General features: G+C 41.5%; 27 protein-coding genes. 19 read left to right on the top strand and 8 right to left on the bottom strand.

What is annotated here, in order from left to right; translation table 11 throughout:
- Positions 1 to 44 precede the first annotated feature (44 nt).
- The 4 genes from ACMX3D_RS06825 to ACMX3D_RS06810 all read left to right on the top strand — a co-directional run bounded on the left by ACMX3D_RS06825 (position 45) and on the right by ACMX3D_RS06810 (position 5,137).
- A complete protein-coding gene (locus ACMX3D_RS06825; RefSeq protein ID WP_482750683.1) occupies positions 45 to 899 on the top strand; it encodes a hypothetical protein in 855 nt (284 codons plus the stop codon).
- A gap of 2 nt (positions 900 to 901) precedes the next feature.
- A complete protein-coding gene (locus ACMX3D_RS06820; protein WP_482750682.1) occupies positions 902 to 1,147 on the top strand; it encodes a hypothetical protein in 246 nt (81 codons plus the stop codon).
- A 326-nt stretch (positions 1,148 to 1,473) separates the two neighbouring features.
- On the top strand, positions 1,474 to 4,884 hold the full coding sequence (locus ACMX3D_RS06815) for a hypothetical protein (protein WP_482750681.1): 3,411 nt from the start codon (positions 1,474 to 1,476) through the stop codon (positions 4,882 to 4,884).
- Positions 4,885 to 4,993: 109 nt separating this feature from the next.
- A complete protein-coding gene (locus tag ACMX3D_RS06810; protein WP_482750680.1) occupies positions 4,994 to 5,137 on the top strand; it encodes a photosystem I reaction center subunit VIII in 144 nt (47 codons plus the stop codon).
- Positions 5,138 to 5,333: 196 nt separating this feature from the next.
- Here ACMX3D_RS06810 and ACMX3D_RS06805 read toward each other — a convergent pair whose 3' ends face one another.
- The 6 genes from ACMX3D_RS06805 to ACMX3D_RS06780 all read right to left on the bottom strand — a co-directional run bounded on the left by ACMX3D_RS06805 (position 5,334) and on the right by ACMX3D_RS06780 (position 7,620).
- A complete protein-coding gene (locus ACMX3D_RS06805; RefSeq protein ID WP_062295774.1) occupies positions 5,334 to 5,456 on the bottom strand; it encodes a photosystem II reaction center protein J in 123 nt (40 codons plus the stop codon).
- A 71-nt stretch (positions 5,457 to 5,527) separates the two neighbouring features.
- Positions 5,528 to 5,647, bottom strand: coding sequence for a photosystem II reaction center protein PsbL (gene psbL / locus ACMX3D_RS06800; RefSeq protein ID WP_071989460.1), 120 nt, complete (start codon positions 5,645 to 5,647; stop codon positions 5,528 to 5,530).
- A 9-nt stretch (positions 5,648 to 5,656) separates the two neighbouring features.
- On the bottom strand, positions 5,657 to 5,794 hold the full coding sequence (gene psbF / locus ACMX3D_RS06795; protein WP_015139785.1) for a cytochrome b559 subunit beta: 138 nt from the start codon (positions 5,792 to 5,794) through the stop codon (positions 5,657 to 5,659).
- A gap of 9 nt (positions 5,795 to 5,803) precedes the next feature.
- Positions 5,804 to 6,052, bottom strand: a complete 249-nt coding sequence (psbE, locus tag ACMX3D_RS06790) for a cytochrome b559 subunit alpha (protein ID WP_193882462.1) — start codon at positions 6,050 to 6,052, stop codon at positions 5,804 to 5,806.
- A 120-nt stretch (positions 6,053 to 6,172) separates the two neighbouring features.
- A complete protein-coding gene (locus ACMX3D_RS06785) occupies positions 6,173 to 7,195 on the bottom strand; it encodes a photosynthesis system II assembly factor Ycf48 (protein WP_482750679.1) in 1,023 nt (340 codons plus the stop codon).
- Between the two features lie 89 nt (positions 7,196 to 7,284).
- Positions 7,285 to 7,620, bottom strand: a complete 336-nt coding sequence (locus ACMX3D_RS06780) for a rubredoxin (RefSeq protein WP_482750678.1) — start codon at positions 7,618 to 7,620, stop codon at positions 7,285 to 7,287.
- A 195-nt stretch (positions 7,621 to 7,815) separates the two neighbouring features.
- Between ACMX3D_RS06780 and ndhC the strand changes: the two genes are divergently transcribed.
- From ndhC to ACMX3D_RS06740, 8 genes are all read left to right on the top strand, one after another.
- A complete protein-coding gene (ndhC, locus tag ACMX3D_RS06775; protein WP_062295766.1) occupies positions 7,816 to 8,178 on the top strand; it encodes a photosynthetic/respiratory NAD(P)H-quinone oxidoreductase subunit C in 363 nt (120 codons plus the stop codon).
- Positions 8,169 to 8,903, top strand: a complete 735-nt coding sequence (locus ACMX3D_RS06770; protein WP_482750677.1) for an NADH dehydrogenase subunit K — start codon at positions 8,169 to 8,171, stop codon at positions 8,901 to 8,903. Before ndhC ends, ACMX3D_RS06770 begins: the two co-directional genes overlap by 10 nt.
- Entirely contained in the window at positions 8,896 to 9,423 is a 528-nt protein-coding gene (locus tag ACMX3D_RS06765) for an NAD(P)H-quinone oxidoreductase subunit J (protein ID WP_482750676.1), read from the top strand. Before ACMX3D_RS06770 ends, ACMX3D_RS06765 begins: the two co-directional genes overlap by 8 nt.
- A 235-nt stretch (positions 9,424 to 9,658) precedes the next feature.
- The gene (locus ACMX3D_RS06760) at positions 9,659 to 10,951 is read left to right on the top strand and encodes a P-loop NTPase fold protein (protein ID WP_482750675.1); all 1,293 of its coding nucleotides are present in this window, start codon (positions 9,659 to 9,661) and stop codon (positions 10,949 to 10,951) included.
- Positions 10,948 to 12,573 carry a tetratricopeptide repeat protein gene (locus tag ACMX3D_RS06755; protein WP_482750674.1) on the top strand — a complete coding sequence of 542 codons (1,626 nt, stop codon included), beginning with the start codon at positions 10,948 to 10,950 and terminating at the stop codon, positions 12,571 to 12,573. The genes ACMX3D_RS06760 and ACMX3D_RS06755 overlap by 4 nt, the downstream gene beginning before the upstream one ends.
- A 356-nt stretch (positions 12,574 to 12,929) precedes the next feature.
- Positions 12,930 to 13,412: a GNAT family N-acetyltransferase gene (locus ACMX3D_RS06750; protein WP_482750673.1), complete on the top strand. Its 483-nt coding sequence runs from the start codon at positions 12,930 to 12,932 to the stop codon at positions 13,410 to 13,412.
- A 6-nt stretch (positions 13,413 to 13,418) separates the two neighbouring features.
- A complete protein-coding gene (locus tag ACMX3D_RS06745) occupies positions 13,419 to 14,108 on the top strand; it encodes a ComF family protein (RefSeq protein ID WP_482750672.1) in 690 nt (229 codons plus the stop codon).
- A 66-nt stretch (positions 14,109 to 14,174) separates the two neighbouring features.
- The gene (locus ACMX3D_RS06740) at positions 14,175 to 14,630 is read left to right on the top strand and encodes a PPC domain-containing protein (protein WP_482750671.1); all 456 of its coding nucleotides are present in this window, start codon (positions 14,175 to 14,177) and stop codon (positions 14,628 to 14,630) included.
- A 33-nt stretch (positions 14,631 to 14,663) separates the two neighbouring features.
- Here ACMX3D_RS06740 and cobS read toward each other — a convergent pair whose 3' ends face one another.
- On the bottom strand, positions 14,664 to 15,437 hold the full coding sequence (cobS, locus tag ACMX3D_RS06735; protein ID WP_482750670.1) for an adenosylcobinamide-GDP ribazoletransferase: 774 nt from the start codon (positions 15,435 to 15,437) through the stop codon (positions 14,664 to 14,666).
- 345 nt (positions 15,438 to 15,782) lie between these two features.
- Between cobS and ACMX3D_RS06730 the strand changes: the two genes are divergently transcribed.
- The 6 genes from ACMX3D_RS06730 (at position 15,783) to ACMX3D_RS06705 (ending at position 22,776) form a co-directional block, all read left to right on the top strand.
- A complete protein-coding gene (locus tag ACMX3D_RS06730; protein ID WP_482750669.1) occupies positions 15,783 to 16,235 on the top strand; it encodes a hypothetical protein in 453 nt (150 codons plus the stop codon).
- Between the two features lie 132 nt (positions 16,236 to 16,367).
- Positions 16,368 to 17,489: a tRNA guanosine(34) transglycosylase Tgt gene (tgt, locus tag ACMX3D_RS06725; RefSeq protein ID WP_482750668.1), complete on the top strand. Its 1,122-nt coding sequence runs from the start codon at positions 16,368 to 16,370 to the stop codon at positions 17,487 to 17,489.
- Between the two features lie 108 nt (positions 17,490 to 17,597).
- Complete coding sequence (locus tag ACMX3D_RS06720; protein ID WP_482752289.1) at positions 17,598 to 18,419, top strand: aminotransferase class IV; 822 nt, start codon at positions 17,598 to 17,600, stop codon at positions 18,417 to 18,419.
- A 78-nt stretch (positions 18,420 to 18,497) separates the two neighbouring features.
- A complete protein-coding gene (gene ftsH3, locus ACMX3D_RS06715; RefSeq protein ID WP_482750667.1) occupies positions 18,498 to 20,336 on the top strand; it encodes an ATP-dependent zinc metalloprotease FtsH3 in 1,839 nt (612 codons plus the stop codon).
- Positions 20,337 to 20,516: 180 nt separating this feature from the next.
- Positions 20,517 to 21,554 (top strand): WD40 repeat domain-containing protein, encoded by a 1,038-nt coding sequence (locus ACMX3D_RS06710; RefSeq protein ID WP_482750666.1) that lies wholly within the window; start codon positions 20,517 to 20,519, stop codon positions 21,552 to 21,554.
- A gap of 232 nt (positions 21,555 to 21,786) precedes the next feature.
- On the top strand, positions 21,787 to 22,776 hold the full coding sequence (locus ACMX3D_RS06705) for a metal ABC transporter solute-binding protein, Zn/Mn family (protein WP_482750665.1): 990 nt from the start codon (positions 21,787 to 21,789) through the stop codon (positions 22,774 to 22,776).
- Between the two features lie 92 nt (positions 22,777 to 22,868).
- Here the strand turns inward: ACMX3D_RS06705 and ACMX3D_RS06700 are convergent, their stop codons facing one another.
- Complete coding sequence (locus tag ACMX3D_RS06700; protein WP_482750664.1) at positions 22,869 to 23,402, bottom strand: GrpB family protein; 534 nt, start codon at positions 23,400 to 23,402, stop codon at positions 22,869 to 22,871.
- Between the two features lie 139 nt (positions 23,403 to 23,541).
- Between ACMX3D_RS06700 and ACMX3D_RS06695 the strand changes: the two genes are divergently transcribed.
- Positions 23,542 to 24,210, top strand: a complete 669-nt coding sequence (locus ACMX3D_RS06695; RefSeq protein ID WP_482750663.1) for a response regulator transcription factor — start codon at positions 23,542 to 23,544, stop codon at positions 24,208 to 24,210.
- Positions 24,211 to 24,478 lie beyond the last annotated feature (268 nt).

The following is a 24,478-nucleotide window of genomic DNA, read 5'->3' as shown; positions in this document are numbered from 1 at the left end:
AGATTTCTACAAGCAAATTTTCCTATAGCTTTTGAGAACAGCTAATGGGCAGAAATTCAAAAATTGCAATTGCAACTATTCTAACTTTGGCGATCGCTGGATGTGCCTCGGAAGACACACCACAAGCCAGTACTCCTGCGCCGACTCCGACTCCTGTGGTTCCAGCAGCAGCACCAACTGCCAAATCGCCACCAGTGACGCAGGCTCAATCTTTTAATAACCCTGTGGTGTCTACGAAAAAGGCAACTAACGTTGCTTTTATATCTCCTACCTTAATTCAGCCCACTGATGGCAAAACCCGGATAGATTTAGTCTCTAAAGGACGGCCTGATCCATTCGCACAAATTATCGGCTCGACAGGTTCTGAAATTCCCACAAACCCCAACGCCAAGCAAATTCCTAAATTACCTCCCTTACCTATTGCCAAAGGGGGCAAAGTACCAATCAGTAGTGCTGCTGTGATGGTGAAAAAACCTACAATTAAAGTGGCACAGATTCCAAAATCTATTTTGCCCAAGGTTTTGCCGCAAGTTGTTCCTAGTAATCCTTTTGGAGCGCTTTTACCACCTGCTCCTCAACCTGATATAGCCAAAGCAGTTGTGGTGACTGGTGTAGTTTTGATTGGTAGGGAACCCCAAGCTATTATTCAAATCCCTGGTGAGCCTTCAAGTCGCTATGTACAAGCGGGACAGCGATTAGCCAACGGTCTTTTGATTAAACGTATTGAAATGAATGAGGGTTCAAATCCGATCGTGATTCTGGAACAATACGGTATTGAAGTTGCCAGAATGGTAGGTGAAGCTCCTGCTAACTCAACGCCATCAGCTACATCTGCTGCTGGTAACTCCATTTCATCGACCACACCAACCCAAAATCTTATTGCTGTCGGAGCGTCTTAAGGATGGATACTCAGGAAAAGTTTGAATTTGCTGGTTTACCTCTAGCTGTCTATCGAGAGATAGCAGCTCATTTACGTCAGGTTGAAGGAGTAGAAGCGGGTTTAATTCCCCAGTCATCCCAACAATTTGATTACAATCAAAGCCAAATTAATGGTTTGTGGATATCTTGGTCACCTAACTCTCGTCCCGCAAGCCGACAACGTGTGCAGCAAATATTGGCTTACTACCATAGCCTTTATGGTGTCTGATGATTGAAATTTAAATAAGTAGCTAAAATGACACCAATACTTTTTAGTTAGCTAGGGTTAAGTCAATCTATCCAATCGGGGAACTGTTGATTGGGTAATGTTTGCCTTGACCCTATTTAATTATGAAAATACCCGTTTTCTGGCTTCCAATCTGTGTTGTATCCATTTTGGTGTCTGCCGCTGTTAATGTATATTGATAAAAAAATGTCAGTGTTTGAATCAAAACATGATAATAAGTGATGCAATTATAAATTGCTGAGGTAAACTTGCAAGCAAAGTAATGCAAAATATTACTCAGCTGCTCTTCGGTCTGGGCATCACTCAAAATGGAACACTGGCAATTTCTCATCCAGAAACAGGGCGATCGCTCTTGGCACACCTTGGAATCGCCAAATATACAAATTTTAGAAGGTCGGTACAGAGTTTTAGCTCGTTCTAACCTTCCCAATACGGATGTGGAAGTGCGGGTAACTCACTCTTCAACTCAAGAAGTTCCCCCCAAACGGCGAATTCAAAAGCAATCGCGGCGCACTAACTCGGAAGGTTTAATGGCGGTAATTCCCTTTACGCTCCTCAAGCCGGGAATGTGGGAGTTACGCTGCTCTGGCGATTTGATGTCAGATATTTTTGGTAAATCTTGGCAACATAGCGTTTATCTGCAAGTCGTGTCTCAATTTGCTGATGGCGCAGTAGAGAAATTAATAGACGGCGGCAATGTAGAGTCAAATTCTCTTGACTTTTTTATGATCCCGTTGCCCTCTTCACAGAATTTTTATGAGCATAACAGTAGTGTTGGTAACAACCTGATTTCCACAGGATTAGAATCTAGTACACATAGCAATTTAGTTACTAGCGAACTGTCTGCGGAAATAGCGTCAATAGCAAGTGATGACACTAATGTCACAACAGCAGAAGAAATTACTGATAGCAACTCGGTTGTTAATGAACTACCAGTTGAAGAAACTGTGGTAATAAGCGATCGCACTTTGTCAGTTCCCACAGAGGAAATTACGGAAACTGAGTCGGGTGTTAATGAACAACCAGTTGAAGAAACTGTAGTAACGAGCGATCGCACTTTGTCCGATACCACAGAGGAAATCACGGAAACTGAATCGCTTGTTAATGAACAACCAGTTGAAGAAACTTTAGTAACAAGCGATCGCACTCAATCAATTCCCACAGAGGAAATCACGGAAACTGAGTCGGTTGTTAATGAATTACCAGTTGAAGAAACTGTGCTAACGAGTGATCGCACTCAATCAGTCCCCACAGAGGAAATCACGGAAACTGAATCGCTTGTTAATGAACAACCAGTTGAAGAAACTTTAGTAACAAGCGATCGCACTTTGTCCGATACCACAGAGGAAATCACGGAGACTGAGTCGGTGGTTAGTGAACAACCAGTTGAAGAAACTGTGGTAACGAGCGATCGCACTTTGTCCGATACCACAGAGGAAATTACGGAAACTGACTTGGTTATTTCTCAACTGTCTTTTGAAAAAGAAGAAGATGCCATTATCAATCAGCCTGTTAGCCCGGTATGGCTGAAAGGTGAAACGGCAGAACAAATATTACAAAATTTAATAGACCAAGCTTTGCCTATCTCATTATTAGAGGATGAAGAGCTTGAAGAAACTCCAACCATACAACCTGCGCCGCCGCTACAGCTGACTTTAGAGCAAGAAAACTATATTGCTCGTTGGGGACAAGGACTCAGCATTAATGCCAATGTGGAGCTAGAAGAAAAGCTGCATGATGAAGATGAGCCACAGTACTCAACTACTTTCCATGCACTGGAGGTAAAAATTGAGTTACACTCACCATTGAGTTCGGAAGTTTTGGCTCAGGTACGGCAACCTTTAGCAGATAATTCATTGCCTTTTACGATTAATTCTGCCATTAATATTCCTGTTGACTGTGAATCTAAGCTGCTTTTGGGGGAACTTAGTTTATATGGTGCAATCAGTGATTTTGGCGAAATAATACTTCTAGCTAGTCGCTCTTTTACAGTGACTGCGGACGTAACAGAATTACTGGCGATGACAGATGTTGTTAAATATAATCAGTCAAACCTTTTAGAAAACTCTAACTCTTTAGGGCTTTCTCTCCCTAATCAAGAGCCAGAAGCATCCGTAAGTTTGGGTCTAGAACTGTTTAACCCAGTCAAAACTCCTTTAACACAACCTCAAACTATCCTTCCATCGCCAAACCAGCCTTTACCGCCGCAAATTAATCTGTTATCTCTGAAGAAATCAGGAGATTGGCGATCGCCGCAACTACCAAAATTACCAGAAAATCAAATTAGTGCGATCGCTAACAATGATGCGGTGGTAGAAGTTCCTCCTGAAGGTAAGGAAGAAATTGAACAGCAAGATAATGCTTCACCAGCCCCAACTACCATTCCCTTAGCTCCCATCAACTTAGAACAGTTAGCAATTAAACATCGTCCAGGGTGGATGCTGGGTAATAAACTTCCCTATCTCAAACGCCTCAAAAATTTGCCTGCTGATCAAACAGAGGTGACAACTAATGTACCAGAACTGGCGGAAGTTTCTGATACCGTCATAGTTGAAGACTCTGTACAAGTTGAGCCACCTATTGCAGCTTATGAGAACCCGGATGCAGAAAATTCTGTAGTAGAAACATTAGCCTCTCCAAATAACCCAGATGCAGAAGATTCCGTGATAGAAACTTTAGTTTCACCAAATTCTGAGTTATTAGCTGAGCCTATGCCAGAAATGGCTGTTACACCAAGTTTGGAATTTAGTGATGACTCAATTTTAGAACCAGCCACTCCCTTAAGTTCCGAGTTAATAGCCGAGGTTAATCCTTACTCATCTCCCTTGATTAGAAAATGGATGCAGAGCCAAGGATATGTTGTGCCGGAACTTCCTCCTGTGGCAAAACAACGTCGCGAAACTGAGGTTTTAGAGCCTGTTCCTGTTGATGAGGAACTAATAGAGCCTAATTTACCAATACCAAGTGTTGATGTAGATTTGTCATCAAATCTGTATGCGGAGTTAGAAAATCTAGATAGTGAATCAGAGGTAAATATTGCAGTACAGAGCAGCTTGAGCGTCTCTGAAATTCCAGAAGACACAGAGATAAGTATAATTGCTGAGGAATCTCAAGAGTTAAATATCTCGACAGAACCTGAAACAGAAGACATTCCTCAAGAATTATCAACGTATTCATTACCATTAACACAGCTACCCCTGACTCAAAAGATTAAAATACCAAGAGTTTGGTTAGCACAAGAGATTGTTGTTGATGATACCTATAGCGAACAGGAAGAGGATGTTTCTCTAGAGCAAAAACAGCAATCAATCTCGGCTGTGTCAAATTCATTACCTTTGGATGGGGAAATGCTTGAGCCTTTACCTATTCCTCAACTACATATCCCAGAAGGCGAACTGATCGCTGGCCAGTCTGTACGAGTGCGTGTGGAACTACCACAAGTTCCTTCGCAAGTTGTGGTGAAACTATGGATTGAGGATTGCCAAACTCGTGGGTTGTTAGATGGCCCTCATTTGTTAAAGGATTTGCTACCTAAAGCCTCTGGTGGAGTGGAGGTGATGACTCAAATCAATGTTCCCTTCGGCTGTGTGGAAATTCGCTTAGAGGCGATCGCCTTTAACATATCTACCCAACAAGAAAGCCACAAAGCTACGGCAGTAAGAACTGTAATTCCACCAGATTTACCAAATTATCAGTTAGATGAATTGCTTGGTTTATAAACCCTTGCTTCACATAACTGTGTTAAAAATCTTTAGAATTTAAAAAATTTGGCTGAATTTGCAGTAAGCTCATCTTGAATTGTAGTGTGATTTAACAGGAAACTTTACCATGTCTACTGAACTTTTGTCTTACATTTTGACCTATCCTGCATCGTACTTATCTGCTATCTTTGTGCCTATTATTGGTTGGGTTGTTCCAATCGTAACATTCGCGTTTTTATTGGTATACATTGAACGCGAAGATATTGCTTAATTAGTTAATTAGTAATAAATGATTGGCTGTTTTCATTTTTACCAATTATCTATTACTAACTTCTAATTCAGCAGATTGGGAAATCAATTCATGATTAAATTACCGCCTGTCTCTGGGAGCCAGGCGGTTTTCTTGTACTGTTTTCTAAACAAGCGCTAGAAAATTCAGTCTATATATTATTAGATTCAAATCGCTGTTATAGCGAAGAACCGATTCCAGCGTAGGCTCCGTAGAAGAAGATACCTACAACAGTAATGACACCTAAACCTGCGATTGTCGCTACAACCCACAGGGGAATTCTTCCAGTTCCAGCAGACACAGATTTTCCTCCTCCCTTAACAACAAATCAACACAGATTAGATAAACAAGGTTTCCCAAAAACAGTTCCAGTTAGTTAAAGAAGTAACTGGAAAATAGAATACCTAGAACAAAAATCAGTAACAATCCCAGGTATAAAGAAGTACGGTTAAGTTCAACCGGTTGATTATTGGGATTGGGCGTTCTTTCCATGATTTGCTCCTAGCGTTGAATAAATTGCATTGCGGCGATCGCGCCCAAGAAAAACACGGTAGGTACAGCTAGAGTATGGACTGCAAGCCATCTCACCGTAAAAATTGGATAGGTAACTGGTTGATTTATGTTATTACCGCTAGTCATGACTTCAAACTACTTTCCAATAAATTGTTCAACTTGTTGTTTAGCTTCGTAACGGTTCTTCACAATTGGCAATTCCTGCCGTGTTTGTGTGTAATATTCGTTAGGGCGGGGTGTGCCAAATACATCATAAGCCAGCCCAGTGCTAACAAATAGCCAGCCTGCAATAAATAATGCTGGAATGGTGATGCTGTGAATTACCCAGTAACGAATGCTGGTAATAATGTCCGAAAACGGACGTTCTCCAGTGGTACCTGACATTTAGATCCCTACCTTCACAAAGACTATTATTGAGTTTATTATCCTACAAAGTTTAGAAAGAGTAACAAGTTGCAAAGTTCTTCTCAGAAATCAGAGTGAACACCTAAACTTTGGCTAAGTCTAAGCTGCTTTTTGTTGAGTAGCTTTCTCAGCTTCGGAGTTATATTTCAGCAATACACCGCGATCGCCAATAATAAATCCTTGATCGGGCTTGAGAAAGACTATTTTATAAAGATTAGCTGCTACTTCTTCGACATCTCGGTCTTTTTCCCAAGTTTTGCCACCGTCAGTACTCCGTAGCAAATTACCGCTACCACCGCCTATCCAAAGTTCTTCGGGTGTGCGATATGCCAAATCCAGTAAACCCCAACTGGTAGATAACTCTGGAAATAAAGCTTCTTGCCATTCTTCGGCGTTATTTGGTTCACTAAATTGAACTTGGCCACCTCGTGCTAATAACCACAGTTGGCCATTATCAGCGAAACCCATATTTTCGACGCGCCGAGAACTATTACGGTTATGAGGAACCCAAGCATTTTGCCCTGGTTCCCAAGTGGAGTAAAAGCTACCCTTAGCGGAAACAGCTACATATTTGCCATCAGCAGAACGTTCCATGTTGCGAACCACACCGACTGCTGCTTCTACTTGAGCTTTCCAATTTTTACCGCCATCTGTGGTTTTGTAAATTGCACCCACATCAGTAGCCATTTCAGCTGAGTTTGCTCCCAGCGCATGAACGGAAATGGGATTACCTGGTAACTTTTCGCTCAAAGGAATCCGTGACCAAGAACGACCTTCATCGGTGGTATGCAGCAGCAGCGAAGGTTCGCCGACAATCCAGCCTTCTTGACCAGAAAAACTTACTGAGTCAAAACGATACCGAGAATCATCCAGGGATAGATTTAAAGGTTGCCAAGTTTCACCACCATCTTTAGTTTCCAAAAGTGTGGCGTTGCTACCTACTAAAAAGCCATGCTGAGAATCTTGAGTAAAAGCAATATCTAGCAACTTCTCATTGGTTGGCAAAGTAATAATTTCCCAAGGATTGAAGCTAGTGGAAGGCACTTTGCTACAACCTATACACAAAACAACTACTATCAAAAAGGCAATTACGCGCTGCCAACTTCTCACAATGGGATGCATCAGTATTTCTTAGTGTTTTCTAAATTCGTTTAGGTTTTACCCCAGAGATGCGATCGCTCTCTAGAATAGGTAAAAAAAGATAGCGGGTCTTATTGTAAGCCGTAAAGACTGATAAAAAACAAGAAAGCCAGAGCCAGCGCCCCAAAAATTAAGATATTCTTTTGGCCTGGAGTCAGCTTGTTGACACCCAAACCAAAACCGAGATTTTCTTTAAAACCGGATGCTGTACCAGCCGGGCCAATGTTGGTAAAAGCAGTTTTCTTGGCACTACAAACTGGACACTTCCAATTTATAGGCAGTTCTGTAAACAGTGTCCCTGAAGGGATATCATGCTTATCATCTCCCTTCTCAGGTTCATAAACATAACCGCAGGCGCGACACTCATAGCGGTCTAACGCTGGAGTCTCAACAGCTTGTTCGCTCATGGCTAAGGTCTCCCAGAGGGGAATTATTAAATATACGTTAAAAATTATGACATAACTGTTAGACTTTTCTATCAGTTCTAGAAACTAATCAAATACCTGAAATCCGTTTGTTTCCCAGATTTCAGAAAACTCGAAAAGATATAATGTAAAAGAAAGTAACAGCCTTATTTACACCATAAGCGGTAGAAATTCATTGTGTTTGTCCTCAGCGGTTACGAGTACTTTCTAGGCTTCTTAATTATTTGTAGCCTAGTACCAGCCCTAGCGCTTTCTGCTTCCAAGCTTCTTAGACCCAGTGGTAACAGCCTGGAACGCCGCACCACCTATGAATCTGGGATGGAACCTATTGGAGGAGCCTGGATTCAGTTCAACATCCGCTACTACATGTTTGCGCTGGTCTTCGTTGTCTTTGACGTAGAAACTGTGTTTTTGTATCCTTGGGCGGTGGCTTTCCATCGTTTGGGATTATTAGCATTCATTGAAGCGCTAATTTTTATTGCAATTCTTGTAGTTGCCTTAGTTTACGCATGGCGTAAAGGAGCTTTGGAATGGTCTTGAATTCTGATTTAAGCACCCAAGACAAAGAGCGAATCATCAACCCCATTGAGCGTCCGACAGTCACTCAAGACCTTTCAGAAAATATTATTTTGACAACGGTTGATGACCTCTACAACTGGGCAAGGCTTTCTAGTCTGTGGCCTTTGTTGTTTGGTACAGCTTGCTGCTTTATTGAATTTGCAGCGTTAATTGGTTCTCGGTTTGACTTTGACCGCTTTGGGCTAATTCCCCGTTCTAGTCCCCGTCAAGCTGATTTGATTATTACAGCCGGGACAATCACCATGAAGATGGCTCCCCAGTTGGTGCGTCTTTATGAGCAAATGCCTGAGCCGAAGTATGTTATCGCGATGGGAGCTTGTACAATTACTGGCGGGATGTTCAGCGTTGACTCTCCCACTGCTGTACGCGGAGTTGATAAATTAATTCCGGTGGATGTGTACTTGCCTGGTTGTCCTCCCCGTCCAGAAGCGATTATTGATGCAATCATTAAGCTGCGGAAGAAAATCGCTAATGATTCCATGCAAGAACGCGGTCAAATCAAGCAAACCCACCGCTTCTACAGTACAACTCATAACTTGAAGCCAGTAGAAGAAATCTTAACTGGTAAGTATATGCAGTCAGAAACTCGCTTCACTCCCCCTAAAGAATTGACAGAAGCAATTGGTTTACCAGTACCACCTGCGCTGCTAACTTCCAAAACCAAGGAGGAATTGAACCGTGGCTGATGAAGAAACTAAACCAGTACCAGCAGCGGAAGATGCCATAGTTCAAGCTGGGCCTATTTCTCAGTGGTTGGCAGAAAATGGCTTTGATCATGAAGCTTTAGCACCTGACAAGAATGGGGTAGAGATAATTAAAGTCGGGCCAGAATTTTTGCTGCCTATGGCTACAGCTTTGTATGCTTATGGGTTTAATTATCTTCAGTTTCAAGGTGGTATCGACCTTGGCCCAGGACAGGAATTGGTTAGCGTATATCACTTAATTAAAGTTGGTGATAATGTTGACAAGCCTGAAGAAGTACGAGTTAAGGTATTCTTGCCACGAGAGAATCCCAGAGTGCCTTCGGTGTACTGGATTTGGAAAACCGCAGACTGGCAAGAACGTGAAAGCTACGATATGTTCGGCATTATCTACGAAGGACACCCAAATCTGAAGCGGATTTTGATGCCGGAAGATTGGGTGGGTTGGCCTTTGCGGAAGGATTACGTCTCGCCTGATTTTTACGAGTTGCAAGACGCTTATTAAAAAGTGCTGAGTGCTAAGTGCTGAGTGCTGAGTGTCAGCTAGTGAGAATTTTAATGTCTCATCTTTAACCCCTCTCCGGCGGCGGAGGGGGGTAATGTTTTTTGGGGTTAGGATGGAAGGAGATGATATTTTCTTTTCAAACAGAGATACGGAAAAATAAAGGAAAGATTTTCGAGTTGGGACGAGGTAGGCATTAATATAAATAGGCGGTAAAAATATTATTTTGTCAAAGCCGATGTCTAACGAATTACAAGAATCTTTTAAACAAGCGTATGCCAACCTCGAATTATTTCCACTTCTAGAAAAGAAGGAAACGGAGAATTTTAGAGTCAATTATGGTGATAATTTTATAGAAAATTTAATTCAATACATTGAATACAGTCCTAATGGTGATGCGAAGATTATATTTACTGGACATACAGGATGTGGTAAATCGTCTTTATTAGCTGAGTTAAGTAGACAAATTGAAGATAATTATTTTGTAGTGTTATTTTCTATTGCTGACAGTATTGAAAGATCGGCTGTTGATCATATTAATATTTTGTTTGCGATCGCTCTTAATTTAATGTCTGAAGCTGAAGCCCGCAAAGTGGAAATCCCTAAATCTACTAAAGAGCAAATCTATGGGTGGTTTGCGACTCGCACTCGAACTACAGAGACAGAGTTAGGAGGTGTGCTTGAATTGGGTTTGGATTTACTCAAATTTATTAAAACACAATTAAAAGCTGATGCCAAAGTTAGAGAACAAATTACACAGGAGTTTGAGTGCAAAATCTCTGATTTAGTTGCTCGAATTAATGAAATTGCAGCCTTAATTCAAGTTGTTACTAAAAAAGAAACTATAGTCATTATTGATGACCTAGATAAACTGGATTTGGTAAGAGTCAATGAAATTTATGGAAACAATATTAAATCCCTCTTTCAACCTAATATTAGGATTATTTACACTGTCCCCATTGCGGTAATGTGCAATACTTTTCTCTGGAATATTATTAAAGCAGAAAGCAACTACCGAATTGTGGTGATGCCTGTTATCAAAATTTTTAGTAAGGGTAACAATCGATTGCCTGATGCCAAGCCTCGGAATGAAGCAACAAATATTTTATGTGAAATTTTACAAAAACGAATTTCTAGTGAATTAATAGACAAATCAGCAGCAGAGAAGATTGTTGTTTACAGTGGCGGAGTGCTGCGGGAGTTGATTCGTATAGCTAATGTATGTTGTCTGATTTGTTTACGGCTTATCAGGCGGAATCCAGAAGCAAGAATCGTAATTGATACCCAAGTTATAGAACAAGCAATCAAAGAAATTCGTAATGAACTTTCTCTGCGTTTAGGAAAAGAAGATTTTAAAATTTTGCAAACTATTTATGATGATTTTGAGCCTGACGATGTAAAGCAGACCGAGTTTTTAGAATTACTGCATGGGTTATTTATCCTGGAATATCGTAATGATGAAACTTGGTATGATGTTCACCCCATTCTTGTAGAAACTTTGAAACGCAGGGGGTTGATTAATCAATCATGAATGAAGACTTGCTAAAAGATGATGAAAATAGAGATGCGTATGATTACTTGACGGTTTCCATTGAAGCTAAAGCAAATCGGTTAAATTTGCTAATTGCCGTTTGTGATGATGCTAGTTTTCGGGATGAAATTATTGCTCAGTATGAAGCTGAATTAGAGCCACAAATCCGTTGCTATCGGGTGACATTGGCAAGGGGTGAACCGAGTTTGAGGGCTGCTGTTGCTCAACTAGTAGAATCTGAAGAATATTTGCAGCAGCATAACCCAGCAGTAATTAGTGTAACTGGTGCAGAACAGCTTCATTTTTTAAAACTGGGACAGGAACGTTCAGAACAAGAGATTTTTTTCGGTTATTTGCAGTGGACTAGGGAAGGGCTTAGGGAATTTCCTTTTGCAATTGTCTTGTGGGTGACTAATCAAATATTAGTTGAGTTAATTAAAAAAGCACCTGACTTTTGGAGTTGGCGCAATGGTGTTTTTCGGTTTGCATCTAGAAGGAAAAACACTGTTTCTGCTAGAGAATTAGAGCCGATTCGGTTTGCTTTTACAGGTAATGAATTATCTGGCTATGACGATGACAATGATTATTTATTGCCCATAGAAGATTTGCAAGGATTTATTCAAGATTTAGAACAGCGAGGTGTAAAAGATTCGGCTTTAGCAACTTTATACTTTAGCTTAGGAGATATTTATAGGAACAGACTCAATCGGGGTGAGTCTCAAGATTACAAAAAAGAGCAAGAATTAGGCATTGAGTATTTAAGCAAAGCTGTGGAATTACAACAACAGTTAGGTTTAGAGAAAGACTTAGCTCTTAGCCTCAACAATTTAGCATTACTCTACCAATTGCAAGGCAGATACAGCGAAGCTGAACCCTTGTATATTCAAGGCTTGAGACTGTGGCGCAAACTGTTGGGGGAAGAACATCCCGATATTGCCACCAGTCTTAACAACCTAGCATTACTCTACGAGTTGCAAGGTAGATACAGTGAAGCTGAACCTTTGTACATCGAAGCTTTGGCAATGTCGCGTAAACTGCTGGGGGAAGACAGCCCTGATGTCGCCTCTAGCCTCAATAACCTAGCATTACTCTACTATTACCAAGACAGATACAGCGACGCTGAAGCCTTGTATATCCAAGCTTTAGCGCTCAGGCGCAAACTGTTGGGGGAAGAACATCCTCATGTTGCTGCAAGCCTCAACAACCTTGCAGCACTGTATGAATCCCAAAGTAGATACAGTGAAGCTGAACCCTTGTACATCGAAGCTTTAGCACTATATCGCAAATTTCTAGGAGAAAAACATCCTGATGTTGCTACAATCCTCAACAACCTAGCACATCTATACAAATCTCAAGGTAGATATAAGGAAGCCGAACCCTTGTATATACAAGCTTTGGCACTGACACGCAAATTTCTAGGAGAAGAACATCCCGACGTTGCTACAAGCCTAAACAACCTAGCAGCACTATATCACTCTCAAGGTATAAACAGCAAAAGCGAACCTTTGTATATCCAAGCTTTAAATATTTTAGAGAGACAGTTAGGGGTCGATCACCCAAATACTATAGCTTGTCGTAAAAATTTAGCAGATTTACATGATCGCCTATCCTCAGAATCATAACAGCGATCTCCTAAATATGAAATTTCGTGTTCTGAGGTGGAATGATGGAGTTGTGAAGGCGATCGCTTGACCTTTTTACTCGGACTTTTGTGTTCTGAGGTGGAATGATGGAGTTGTGAAGGCGATCGCTTGACCTTTGAACTTGGAGTTTTGTGTTCAAAGGTGGAATGATGGAGTTCTGAAGGCGATCGCTGATTCTCAATTCTTTTTTAATGAAAACGAGTTGCCCAAGCAAGGGCAGAATACATACATTAAGAGTACCCCTGGATATTGTTTCTGCAAGAATAGCTATCTAGTAGGTAAATTGAGATATATATCCAGAAAATTTTTCCATCCAACCTAACCCATACATCGGAATGAGAGAACATTATCGAGATTTCTTAATTCGTAGCTGGGAGAAGGGCGATCGCACCAGAGCGGCCGCAGTTATCAGTTATGTATTATCAGAGTACGGGTTGGGTTGGGAACCCAACGGTGCTGACCGAGATGTGTTGCAAGTAGAGGAATGTTACTTAGCAACAGGCGGTGAGTTTTGGGTAATTGAACACCAAAGTCAGATAGTCGGTACGGGGGCATATTACCCGATAAGTCGCGGGGAAAAAGCTGTCGAAATCCGCAAAATGTACCTTTTACCAAGTGTCAGAGGTATAGGACTGGGGAAATATTTGTTACAACAGCTAGAAGCAGCGATCGCTAAGCGTGGTTTTCAGCAAATTTGGATTGAAACTGCCAGCATTTTAGTAGAAGCAGTCAAGTTATACGAAAGTAATGGCTATCTACCAGAAACGGGTGTGGAAACTGCACGTTGCGATCGCGTGTATGTTAAGTATCTAAAATAATTCTCAATGCCCAGTTGGACGAATAATTTTAAAGGTTTTCTTAACCTGTTTTTACAGTCTCATTGCCCATTGTGTCAGCGAAGTACATCTGATACTTTATGTGAATACTGTGCTAGGCAATTAAAAAACTGTGGTCAAAAAAATCCCTGTGTATCTTGGCAAGGCACAATCCCGATATTTGGTTGGGGTGTGTATGGTGGTAGTCTAAAACGAGCGATCGCTGTGATGAAATATGAAAACCAACCAGATATCGCTCGGATGTTGGGTACATGGTTAGGCGAAGCATGGTTATTAAACTCGCCGCAGCGTCATACTCAACTTTTAGTTGTACCTATACCTATGCACCTTCAAAAGCAAAAGCAACGTGGCTACAATCAAGCTGCATTAATCGCCGAAAGCTTCTGCCAGACAACTAAGTTAAAATTAAAACTAAATGGTTTAGAAAGGGTGCGGGAAACTCAAGCGCAGTTTGGTTTGTCGGTGTCTGAGCGAGAAAAAAACTTAGCTGAAGCTTTTGCAGTTGGGAAGGATTTTCGCGATCGCTGCCCAGGTACTTCAGTATTGTTAGTAGATGATATCTACACTACTGGTGCTACCACCAAATCTGCTGTACAAAAACTTCGCCAGTCTGGAATTACAGTTTTGGGGTTAGCAGCAGTTGCTATTGCCATTAAAGACCAACATACTAATTCTTAGGCGAGTCATCTTTGACAAATCTATAATTAAGCCAATACCTTGTGTGTGGCAACACTGCCGGAGATTATGAGTAAAGCTTTTGCAGCAAGTTTCAGAAGATTAATTATTGTTCCTACTACTTTTCTGGCAATTGGTATGAGTACAACAGCAGCATTAGCTCAAAATAAGTTGTACAGTCCAATTCCGTTAACTAATCTGACTGAACTGTCAGATACACTATCAGAAAAAGATATACCCACAGGGCAAGGTGGATTTGCCCGTGACTACACAGTTAAGTTAAGTAAAGGTGATAATCTAGCAGTTGATTTATCGTCCGACAACTTTGACAGCATCATCACGCTGTTAGCACCAGATGGCTCAACAGTGGCAGAAAATGATGATGGCCCTGATGGTACTAGCAACTCTCTGCTATTTACCCGGATTAACGAAACAGGAATGTATGTGATTCGTGTTCGGTCTTTTGGGGAAACTGGAGTCGGAAATTTTAAACTTAAGGTAACAAAGCTGCAACCTATTAAGTAAAGTGCTGAGTGCTGAGTTGAAAGTGCTGAGTGATTACAAGCCAGTTAACACACAGAGAAATAAGGCTTCTGTCCACTCAACGACTGCGCCGTAGGTATCACCTGTGTGTCCCCCTAGTTTGTGATTAAACCATGCACCTGTGAGAAAAGCGATCGCACTTCCTGCAAGTATCATTGCTAGTGCGAAAAATAGCTTTTGGCTGTTTAGTAGCCACAATAAACCACTCACACTCAACAGCAACAGCAGGCTGGGAATTACATCTTTGTAAGAACTAATAGCTTCTTTGTGAAATGCACCTTTGCCAGTGGGTTTGAGATAAGGGTATCGCAATATTGCTAGTTGTTGTCCCCAACGTCCCCAACCGCAAGCCGCCATCAACACTATCCAACGGTTAGCTTCAATTTCTGTTAAGGCTACTGTTTTTAACAATACTATAGCGATCGCTGTCATTGCCCCAAACGCACCTGTGGCACTATCTGCCATTACTTCTAGTCGTCTTTCTGGATTACCCACAGCTAAACCATCAGCTGTATCCATTGCACCATCTATGTGCAGTCCTCCAGTCAATGCAATCCAAGCACACACGACTAAGGCAGTGCGGGTTAATACTGGTACACCCAGAGCATTCATCCCAGTGTCAGATAGCCCTAAAATTCCCCCAATTATTAATCCTACAAGTGGAGCAAGGTGTGCTACTTTCCGAAAATCTAAACCATTGACATAAGGCAGAGGAATAATACTGTAGAAAATTATACTAGAGGCAAAATTGTACAGAGGTATTTTCCACCACTGAGAAGAATTTATCATCTTGGTTAAATTATTTAATAAAGCTGAACACTCCGGCACAAGCGCCAGTGGGTTAGTTTAAAGCTTTGGATAAGATAGGTATGAGTTTACAGATTCTTCTAAAAAATTTTGCTATGCTGGTTTCGGTAAGTTAATTTTTTAGCTTGCTATCTTAACATAAAAGCAGTAATTTTACAAGGTAAAATTAAAAGTAAATCCTTTGTATTTATTAGCTAGTAAATTAAATCCAGAGTATTGAAGCGATCGCACCATAAAATTGATATTTTTTAAATGTAGGGAACTAATTAAGCTATTCATCTAAATTTTTAGCTGTGTTCTCACCTTTTCTCACTCTTGAAACTTCCTATGAGTCATCATCTACCCGACACCAGGATACCAGCTCCGTGCATTGTTGACACGGGCGTGATTGTGAATAAGCTCGACATGCGGCGATTACTTTCTGATTTAGGTCGAGTTCACTACATGTACACCCACGGAGACAAGGTAGTGAGCGAGGGTGAAGGAGATGTGATAGAAGTATTCGCTAATCCGCAACGTTCTACCTTAGTGGCTAACAGTGCGCTTTATTTAAACGTTTATAGTTTTGATTACATAGAGTTGAAACAGTCGCCACAACAAGAAACCTGTTTCGATTTGATGCAAGAAGGAATGTGTTTACGGCTGATTCCACTTACGACACCCCTACAAGAGCGCCGGGAGAAAACTTTCAACGCCAGTGCAATTGAAGCCATGATGGAACAAGTTCTCTCTGCTAAATGGGATGCAGAAATGGATGATGACTGCTCTGATTCGTTTTAAATAGAATAGTCAATGGTCAATAGTCAATAGTCAATGGTTATGGGACGCAACCATTGACTATCGCCCTAACGACTAAGGACAAGTGACTCATGACCCTTGATAATCATTTAGTGTAATAGCCTGATTTTTACCTTGACCAAGAATTTTTCTTTTCAATCCTTGGCTCGCTGTAGCCAAACAAAAGCTAGAGCCGGAATATTTTTCACGCCTCACGGTGCTGTGGAAACCCCAAGATTTATGCCTGTGGGGACGCTGGCTAATGTCAAAACAGTCACCCCTGCCCAGTTAAAAGACACTGGCGCACAGATGGTATTATCTAATACTTATCACCTCCACTTGCAACCAGGAGAAGCAATTGTCGCTGGTGGTGGTGGGTTGCATAAGTTTATGGGCTGGGATGGGCCGATGCTCACTGATTCTGGTGGGTTTCAAGTGTTCAGCTTGAGTGAGATGCGGAAAATTACTGAAGAAGGCGTAACCTTCCGCTCACCTCATGATGGGCAGATTATTAATTTGACACCAGAGCGTTCCATAGAGATTCAGAATACTTTAGGGGCGGATGTGATCATGGCATTTGATGAATGTCCGCCTTACCCCGCGACTCGCCAAGAAGTAGAAACAGCCACTCAAAGGACTTACCGTTGGCTAGAACGTTGTATGGCAGCACATCAACGCCAAGATCAGGCATTATTTGGGATTGTGCAAGGCGGTGTGTATTTAGATTTGCGTTCCCAAGCGGCTGTGACCTTGGCTAAGTTAGATTTACCTGGATATGCTATTGGCGGTGTGAGTGTGGGAGAACCCGCAGAATTGATGGCACAGATTGTGCAAGCCACAGCACCACTGCTACCACCGGATAAACCTCGTTATTTGATGGGTGTGGGTACTTACCGAGAAATGGCGATCGCGATCGCTTCTGGTGTAGATTTATTTGATTGTGTCATTCCGACTCGTTGGGCGAGACATGGTACGGCAATGGTGCAAGGCGAACGCTGGAATTTAAAAAATGCTAAATTCCGTGAAGATTTCGCACCAATGGATGAAACTTGCCCTTGTTATGCATGTCAAAATTTCAGTCGGGCGTATATTTCCCATTTAGTGCGATCACAAGAAATTTTAGCTTACACCTTATTAAGCATTCACAACATCACTGAACTGATTCGGTTTACTCAAAAGATTCGCCAAGCAATATTAAACGATTCCTTTCTCGAAGAATTTGGTCATTGGCTCAACTCGCCGGAAACGGGAGAATAGCTGAGTATGGTATTTAATTCGTAATGCTTTTAAACGCAGAGTAGCGCTGAGGTAAACGCAAAGGTACGCAGAATCTTTGTTCGACTGCAAGAAAAGGTAGGTAAGCCTATTTATTGGTACAACGGCAAATTAATTGAATCGCAAACCCTGGAATTGGATATTAATGATCCGGGGTTGCTTTATGGTGCGACGGTGTTTACTACACTGCGGGTTTATGAAAATTCCCTGGATAGTAGTTTAACTAACTGGCAGGCACATTGCGATCGCCTCAAATTCAGCTTACAAGTTTTTGCTTGGCAACAACCAGATTGGAACTCTGTACATCAAGGCGCACAATTGCTGCTGCAACATTTCCCTGTTCTCAGAATTACCTTGTTTCCTGATGGTAGAGAGTGGATAATTGGCAGAAACTTACCAGAAGATTTATTAGAAAAACAACAACATGGGGTGAAATGCGCCATTGCACACCATGAATTTTCGCGCAACTTGCCTTCTCATAAAACAGGTAATTATTTAGGTGCTTGGTTAGCGAAAAATAGTGTGCAAACTTTAGCCGCCCAAGAAGCGATTTTAGTTGATGCCGCAGGTAATTGGCTGGAAACCACAACTGGTAATCTTTGGGGATGGCGGGATAGTTTGTGGTGGACACCGCCCTTAGATGTAGGGATTTTACCCGGAATTATGCGATCGCAAATTATCCAATGGCTGCAAAATCAACAGCAGCAGGTGCGAGAGGAACCTTGGACACCCCAGTTAGTCACCCAATTTGAAGCGATCGCCTACACTAATAGTGTGATGGAAATTATCCCCGTTCATACCGTTGAGCAAGCTTCAGGGTCGCTACAATATAATCCCTACCATGAGAAATTTCAGCAAATTAGGAGGCTTTTTAGCATGACAACCGTACCATTTTGGTATACCTTAAAATAAGTTAACATAATTCTTAATAATGCCCTCTCATACAGAGACGCTCCGCGAAAGCACAGAACATACAGGAGATAGACTTTAGTGAATAAAAGATGGAGAAATGCGGGGCTGTACGCGCTACTGTTTATTGTGGTCATTGCGCTGGGAACAGCATTCTTTGACAAACAACCACAAAACACACAAACATGGCGCTACAGTCAATTTATTCAAGAAGTTGAAAAAGGTAGAGTTACACAAGTTAGGTTGAGCGCAGACCGTTCTACAGCGATTGTTAAGTCTCAGGACGGAACTAATATTAAGGTTACATTAGTCAACGACCCCGACCTGATCAACACTCTTACCTCTAAAGGCGTTGATATTTCTGTATTGCCTCAAACCGACGAAGGCTTTTGGTTTAAAGCACTGAGCAGCTTATTTTTCCCTGTACTGCTTTTGGTTGGCTTATTCTTCTTGCTCCGCCGCGCCCAAAGTGGCCCTGGTAGCCAAGCAATGAACTTTGGTAAATCGAAAGCCAGAGTGCAAATGGAACCCCAAACCCAGGTAACATTTGGTGATGTCGCTGGTATTGACCAAGCCAAGTTGGAATTAAACGAAGTTGTAGACTTTCTGAAAAACGCCGATCGCTTTACCGCAGTCGGTGCCAAAATTCCTAAAGGAGTATTATTAGTCGGGCCTCCAGGTACAGGTAAAACCTTACTCGCTCGTGCTGTGGCTGGGGAAGCGGGTGTACCTTTCTTCTCTATCTCTGGTTCAGAATTTGTGGAAATGTTCGTGGGTGTAGGTGCTTCCCGCGTCCGCGATTTATTTGAACAAGCTAAATCTAACGCTCCCTGTATCGTCTTCATCGATGAAATTGACGCAGTTGGTCGTCAACGGGGTGCAGGTTTAGGCGGTGGTAACGATGAACGGGAACAAACCCTCAACCAGTTACTCACCGAAATGGATGGTTTTGAAGGTAACACTGGTATCATCATTATTGCTGCTACCAACCGTCCCGATGTATTAGACGCAGCGCTGTTACGTCCTGGTCGCTTCGACCGTCAAGTTGTTGTTGACCGTCCCGACTACTCTGGACGCAGCGAAATTTTGAAAGTTCATGCGCGTGGCAAAACCTTAGCCAAAGATGTGGACTTGGATAAAATCGCTCGTCGTACCCCTGGTTTCACTGGTGCAGATTTATCCAACTTGTTGAATGAAGCTGCAATTCTGGCTGCACGCCGCAACTTAACCGAAATTTCGATGGATGAAATTAATGATGCCATCGATCGCGTGTTAGCTGGCCCAGAAAAGAAAGACCGGGTAATGAGCGAAAAACGCAAAACCTTGGTAGCTTATCACGAAGCTGGACACGCTTTAGTTGGTGCATTGATGCCCGACTATGATCCAGTGCAGAAGATTAGTATTATTCCTCGCGGTCGTGCAGGTGGTTTAACTTGGTTCACCCCCAGCGAAGACCGGATGGACACAGGTTTATACAGTCGCTCCTATCTGGAAAATCAGATGGCTGTGGCATTAGGTGGTCGTCTTGCTGAAGAAATCATCTTTGGTGAAGAAGAAGTAACCACAGGTGCTTCTAACGACCTACAGCAAGTAGCAAGAGTAGCCCGTCAAATGATCACCCGTTTTGGGATGAGCGACAGACTAGGCCCAGTTGCCCTCGGTCGTCAGCAAGGCAATATGTTCCTCGGACGCGATATCATGTCAGAGCGCGACTTCTCTGAAGAAACCGCTGCTGCCATTGATGAAGAAGTGCGGAAACTCGTAGATACAGCCTACAACCGCGCCAAAGAAGTATTAGTCAACAATCGCCACATTCTTGATCAGTTAGCACAAATGCTGGTTGATAAAGAGACAGTAGATGCCGAAGAATTGCAAGAAATCTTGGCAAATAATGATGTGAAAACTGCCGCCTTTGCTTAAACGATCGCGGTAACAATCTAAAACTTGAAATTGGGATAGTTCTTTGACTAGAATTATCCCAATTTTTTTGCTTTGCTTTTACTGACAGTAAGTTAGGATAAATCTGGTAATTCCACTTAACCTTATTTTTGCTAAGTCCTCAATAAAAATATATTTAACTTTCAGTTTCTGCACTTAGATATGAACTTTACAACTAACAAATCCCAAGAATTTGCTATATATGATTCCGGAATCCTTTCAGATTACGTAACTGCATTAGCTTGGTCGCCCCAAGGCGAAATTCTCGCTGCTACTTCTGCCGTTGGAGAGGTGGTGCTATGGAATGATGGCAATGTATTAGAGTTACAAAATGCCAGCGGTAAATCAGTAGACTGTGTGGCTTTTTCGGCTGATGGCAAATTTTTAGCCGTTGGTGGACAGGATGGACAAGTCAAAATTTGGCAAGAAAATGAACTCATCGCCACCTTAGAAAATGCACCAGCCTGGGTGGATAAGCTGGCTTGGAATCATACTAGTAACTTACTAGCTTTTAGTTTGGGACGTTATGTCCAAGTATGGGATGCAGATCAGCGTGAGATAGTCGTCACATTGAATTTTGATAACTCCTCAGTTTTAGGTATAGATTGGCGTAGCGACGGCCAGTATTTAGCAATTAGCGGCTATCAAGGAGTCAAGATTTGGCATAGTCAAAACTGGGATGAGGAACCATACTTTCTTAGTATGCCGACTGTGAGTGTGGCTATGGGATGGTCACCTGATAGCAAATATTTGGCTTCGGGTAATATGGATCGCAGCGTTACAGTATTAGACTGGAGCAACCCTGACCCTTGGATTATGCGTGGCTTTCCTGGTAAGATTCGGCAGTTGGCATGGTCGGAAGCTACTACCCAACTAGGTGCGCCCATACTTGCTTCTTCTAGTGTTGAAGGTATTGTTGTTTGGGAAAAGTTAGAAGATGAATCCTTGGGTTGGGAAGCGCGAGTTTTAACTAATCATGTGGATGTGATCAATGCGATCGCATTTGCACCCCAAAGTTTTCTGTTAGCTTCTGCCGGCGCTGATGGTTTCTTGTGTTTATGGCAAGAAGCAGCGCAAGTATCTCAAATTCTCACAGGTGCTATCGCCGGGTTCTCCACCTTAGCTTGGCATCCTCAAGGCAAGTTTATCGCCGCAGGTGGTGAACAAGGTGAGTTAATTATTTGGTCAAAGGACGTATAAAGTCTGAAGTGTGTAGACGCGCAGCGGCTTGCCGCAGGCTAGTATGAAGTCTGAAATGCTCTCAGACTTTTTTCTGACATTTTATTGTTTTTTAAACACCAAGGTAGACATACTGTTTATTCGTAACGGCTTACGTAGTTTATAGCTTAGTCCTGAATCTCTAACATTTCACTGTTATTAAATAACAATGATTATCTTTAGATTAATTCAGTAAAGCTAGTAGAACTTGATTATGCTAAAAAAATTACTATTTCATAATCACTTACGCGTTGCTTTTATTATTTTGTTGTTGGGATTGTTTGGTTGTGCCAGACAAGCTACGAATACTTCATTTACTCAAGCTACAACAGTTGATGAGAATCTTCCTAATGTTGTCGCTACAACTAGCGTATTGTGTGACTTAATTAAACAAGTTGCTGAAAATACAGTGAACCTAACCTGTTTAATTCCTCCAGGTACAGACCCCCATAGCTATCAACCAAAATCGAGCGATCGCCAAATCATTGACCAAGCTAATCTGATTTTCTACAATGGCTACAATTTTGAACCAAGTTTGATTAGAACTATTAAATCAACTAGCAATACAGCACCTAAAATCGCTGTAAATCAATTAGCAGTTCCTAAACCGCAAAGATTTATTGAAAATGGACAAAGAGTTATAGATCCGCATGTTTGGCACAATGCTAAAAATGGCATAAAAATGGTAGAGGTAATTAGCAATAACCTCAAAAAATTAGAGCCGAATAATGCGGAAATTTATAATAGTAATACTAAACAAATTAAAAATGAACTAACTCAGTTAGATAGTTGGATAAAAACCAGAATAGCCAGCATTCCTCGTGAGAAACGCGAATTAGTGACAACCCACAATACACTGGCTTATTATGCCAAAGCTTATGGTATTCCATTGGTAGGGGTTTTGGCTGGTATTAACCCGGCAAACAAACCAACAGATGCTCAGATAAATAATTTAATTAAAAATATTCAGCAGGCTAAAGTACCAACTATTTTTGCTGAGTCGAAGATTAATCCTAAGTTAATTCAATCTGTAGCCCAAGCAGCAGAAGTGAGAGTGTCCGAAAGAAGGCTATACACTGATGGACTTGGGGAACCGAATAGTGATGGCGATAGTTATCAAAAAATGATGGTGGCTAACACACGCACTATTGTAGAAGGTTTAGGAGGAACTTATTTAATATTTCAACCAAAAGCTAGTAAGTAATTTAGCAGAAAAAAGTATTGATAGGAAAATAGCGATCGCACGCACTTTTTGGAAAATTAAAACAACAAGAGACTTGAAACAGCAAACTAATATCATGCTTGTATTTGATTGGTTTGCAATTCTCGCCATACTAAAGCTTTCTTTTCCATCTCCTTGATAAAGCTATCTTTGCCATCCATGTATCCGTTGATATCGTTTGGATACTGCTGGGCTAACTGACGCTTCAATTCACTGTATTTTTGTGCCGCTTCGGGATGGGCAATCATATAATCTCGGAAGGTCAAATGTCTGATGATTTCTGGTGAATTCACCTCGAAGGTATGAACGTTATGTGTTCTGATATCTTCATTCTGTTTACGGAAGTAACGGCGACCGGGGATACCAAACTCACCCATAACTTCATAGCCTAATCCTGCCATCGCCGAACTTTGCTCATCTACTTTAGCGATGTCTTTGACTTCCACCAAAAAATCAATGACGGGTTTGGCATAAATGTTGGGAATTGATGTACTACCAATGTGATGAATAGTAACCAAATTCTCGCCAAGGGCCAGGGCAATCTGCTTTGATTCATCTTCAAATTTACTACGCCAGCTAGGATTGTGGGGTACAACTTCTACTTTCATAGCTGTTGGAAATACGAAGGACACAGAGTATTTTCTGAGAGAATGGCGATTTAAGCAATGTTGCAGAAAAAGCACATTGGGAACAGGTGGTACATTTACGATTGTCTTACCTTTAGAACCCAGAAAATAGGTGCATCGGATGAATCGAATTCTCATTGCAGAGGATGAACCTCGAATAGCAGCTTTTATTGAGAAAGGATTGCGTTCTCACGGTTTTACAACGTCTGTAGCTGTTGATGCACACTCCGCTACGGTAATGGCTCTAGGTAGTAATTTTGACTTGATGATTTTGGATTTAGGACTTCCAGGTAAAGATGGCTTAGATGTTTTGGAAGAATTACGCGGGCAAGGCGAGAAATTTCCCGTAATTATTTTAACGGCGCGTGATGACATTCAAGATAAAGTTGCTGGTTTTGAAGCGGGTGCAGATGACTACATCACTAAGCCTTTTCGATTTGAGGAATTGCTAGTGCGGATAAAGGCGAGATTACGTAACAGTGTTAGCAACCATACTACAGATGAGATGGTACTGAAAGTTGGGAATGTCGTTTTGGATTTGCGATCGCGTAAAGTAAAAGTTGATAACAAAACACTAGAACTACCTGCACGGGAATTTACACTCGCAGAAACTTTCTTTCGCCATCCTGGACAAGTTTTGAGCCGTGAGCAATTGTTAGACCGAGTCTGGGGTTACGATTATGACCCAGGGTCTAATATTGTTGATGTTTATGTTGGCTACTTGCGTAAAAAACTAGGCAATCATCTCATTGAAACTGTCCGAGGTATGGGTTATCGTCTGCGAACATAAGAAATTTCTCATCAAACTTTCATCTTCTTCTTATCTTAGATAAATAACGTAATCAAGAGGTAGCTGATAAACTTGCAAGTTTCATCTTTATAGTAATCAATCAATTATAGTCAAGATGCGACAGGCAGCCTTTCCATGAAGAGTTAATCTGTCGCATGTTTTTTATATTTTTTAAATTCAAATAACTATTGATCCTGATTTAATTTATCAACATAGACATTCTAAATGAAGTGTAAAAAAATCTAATCAATACTCCATATTATCTATT

It is taken from the genome of Anabaena sp. TISTR 8404 (genome assembly GCF_056847745.1).
Note: the sequence above shows the minus strand (reverse complement) of the source record. Positions and strands in the feature narration are given on the sequence as shown.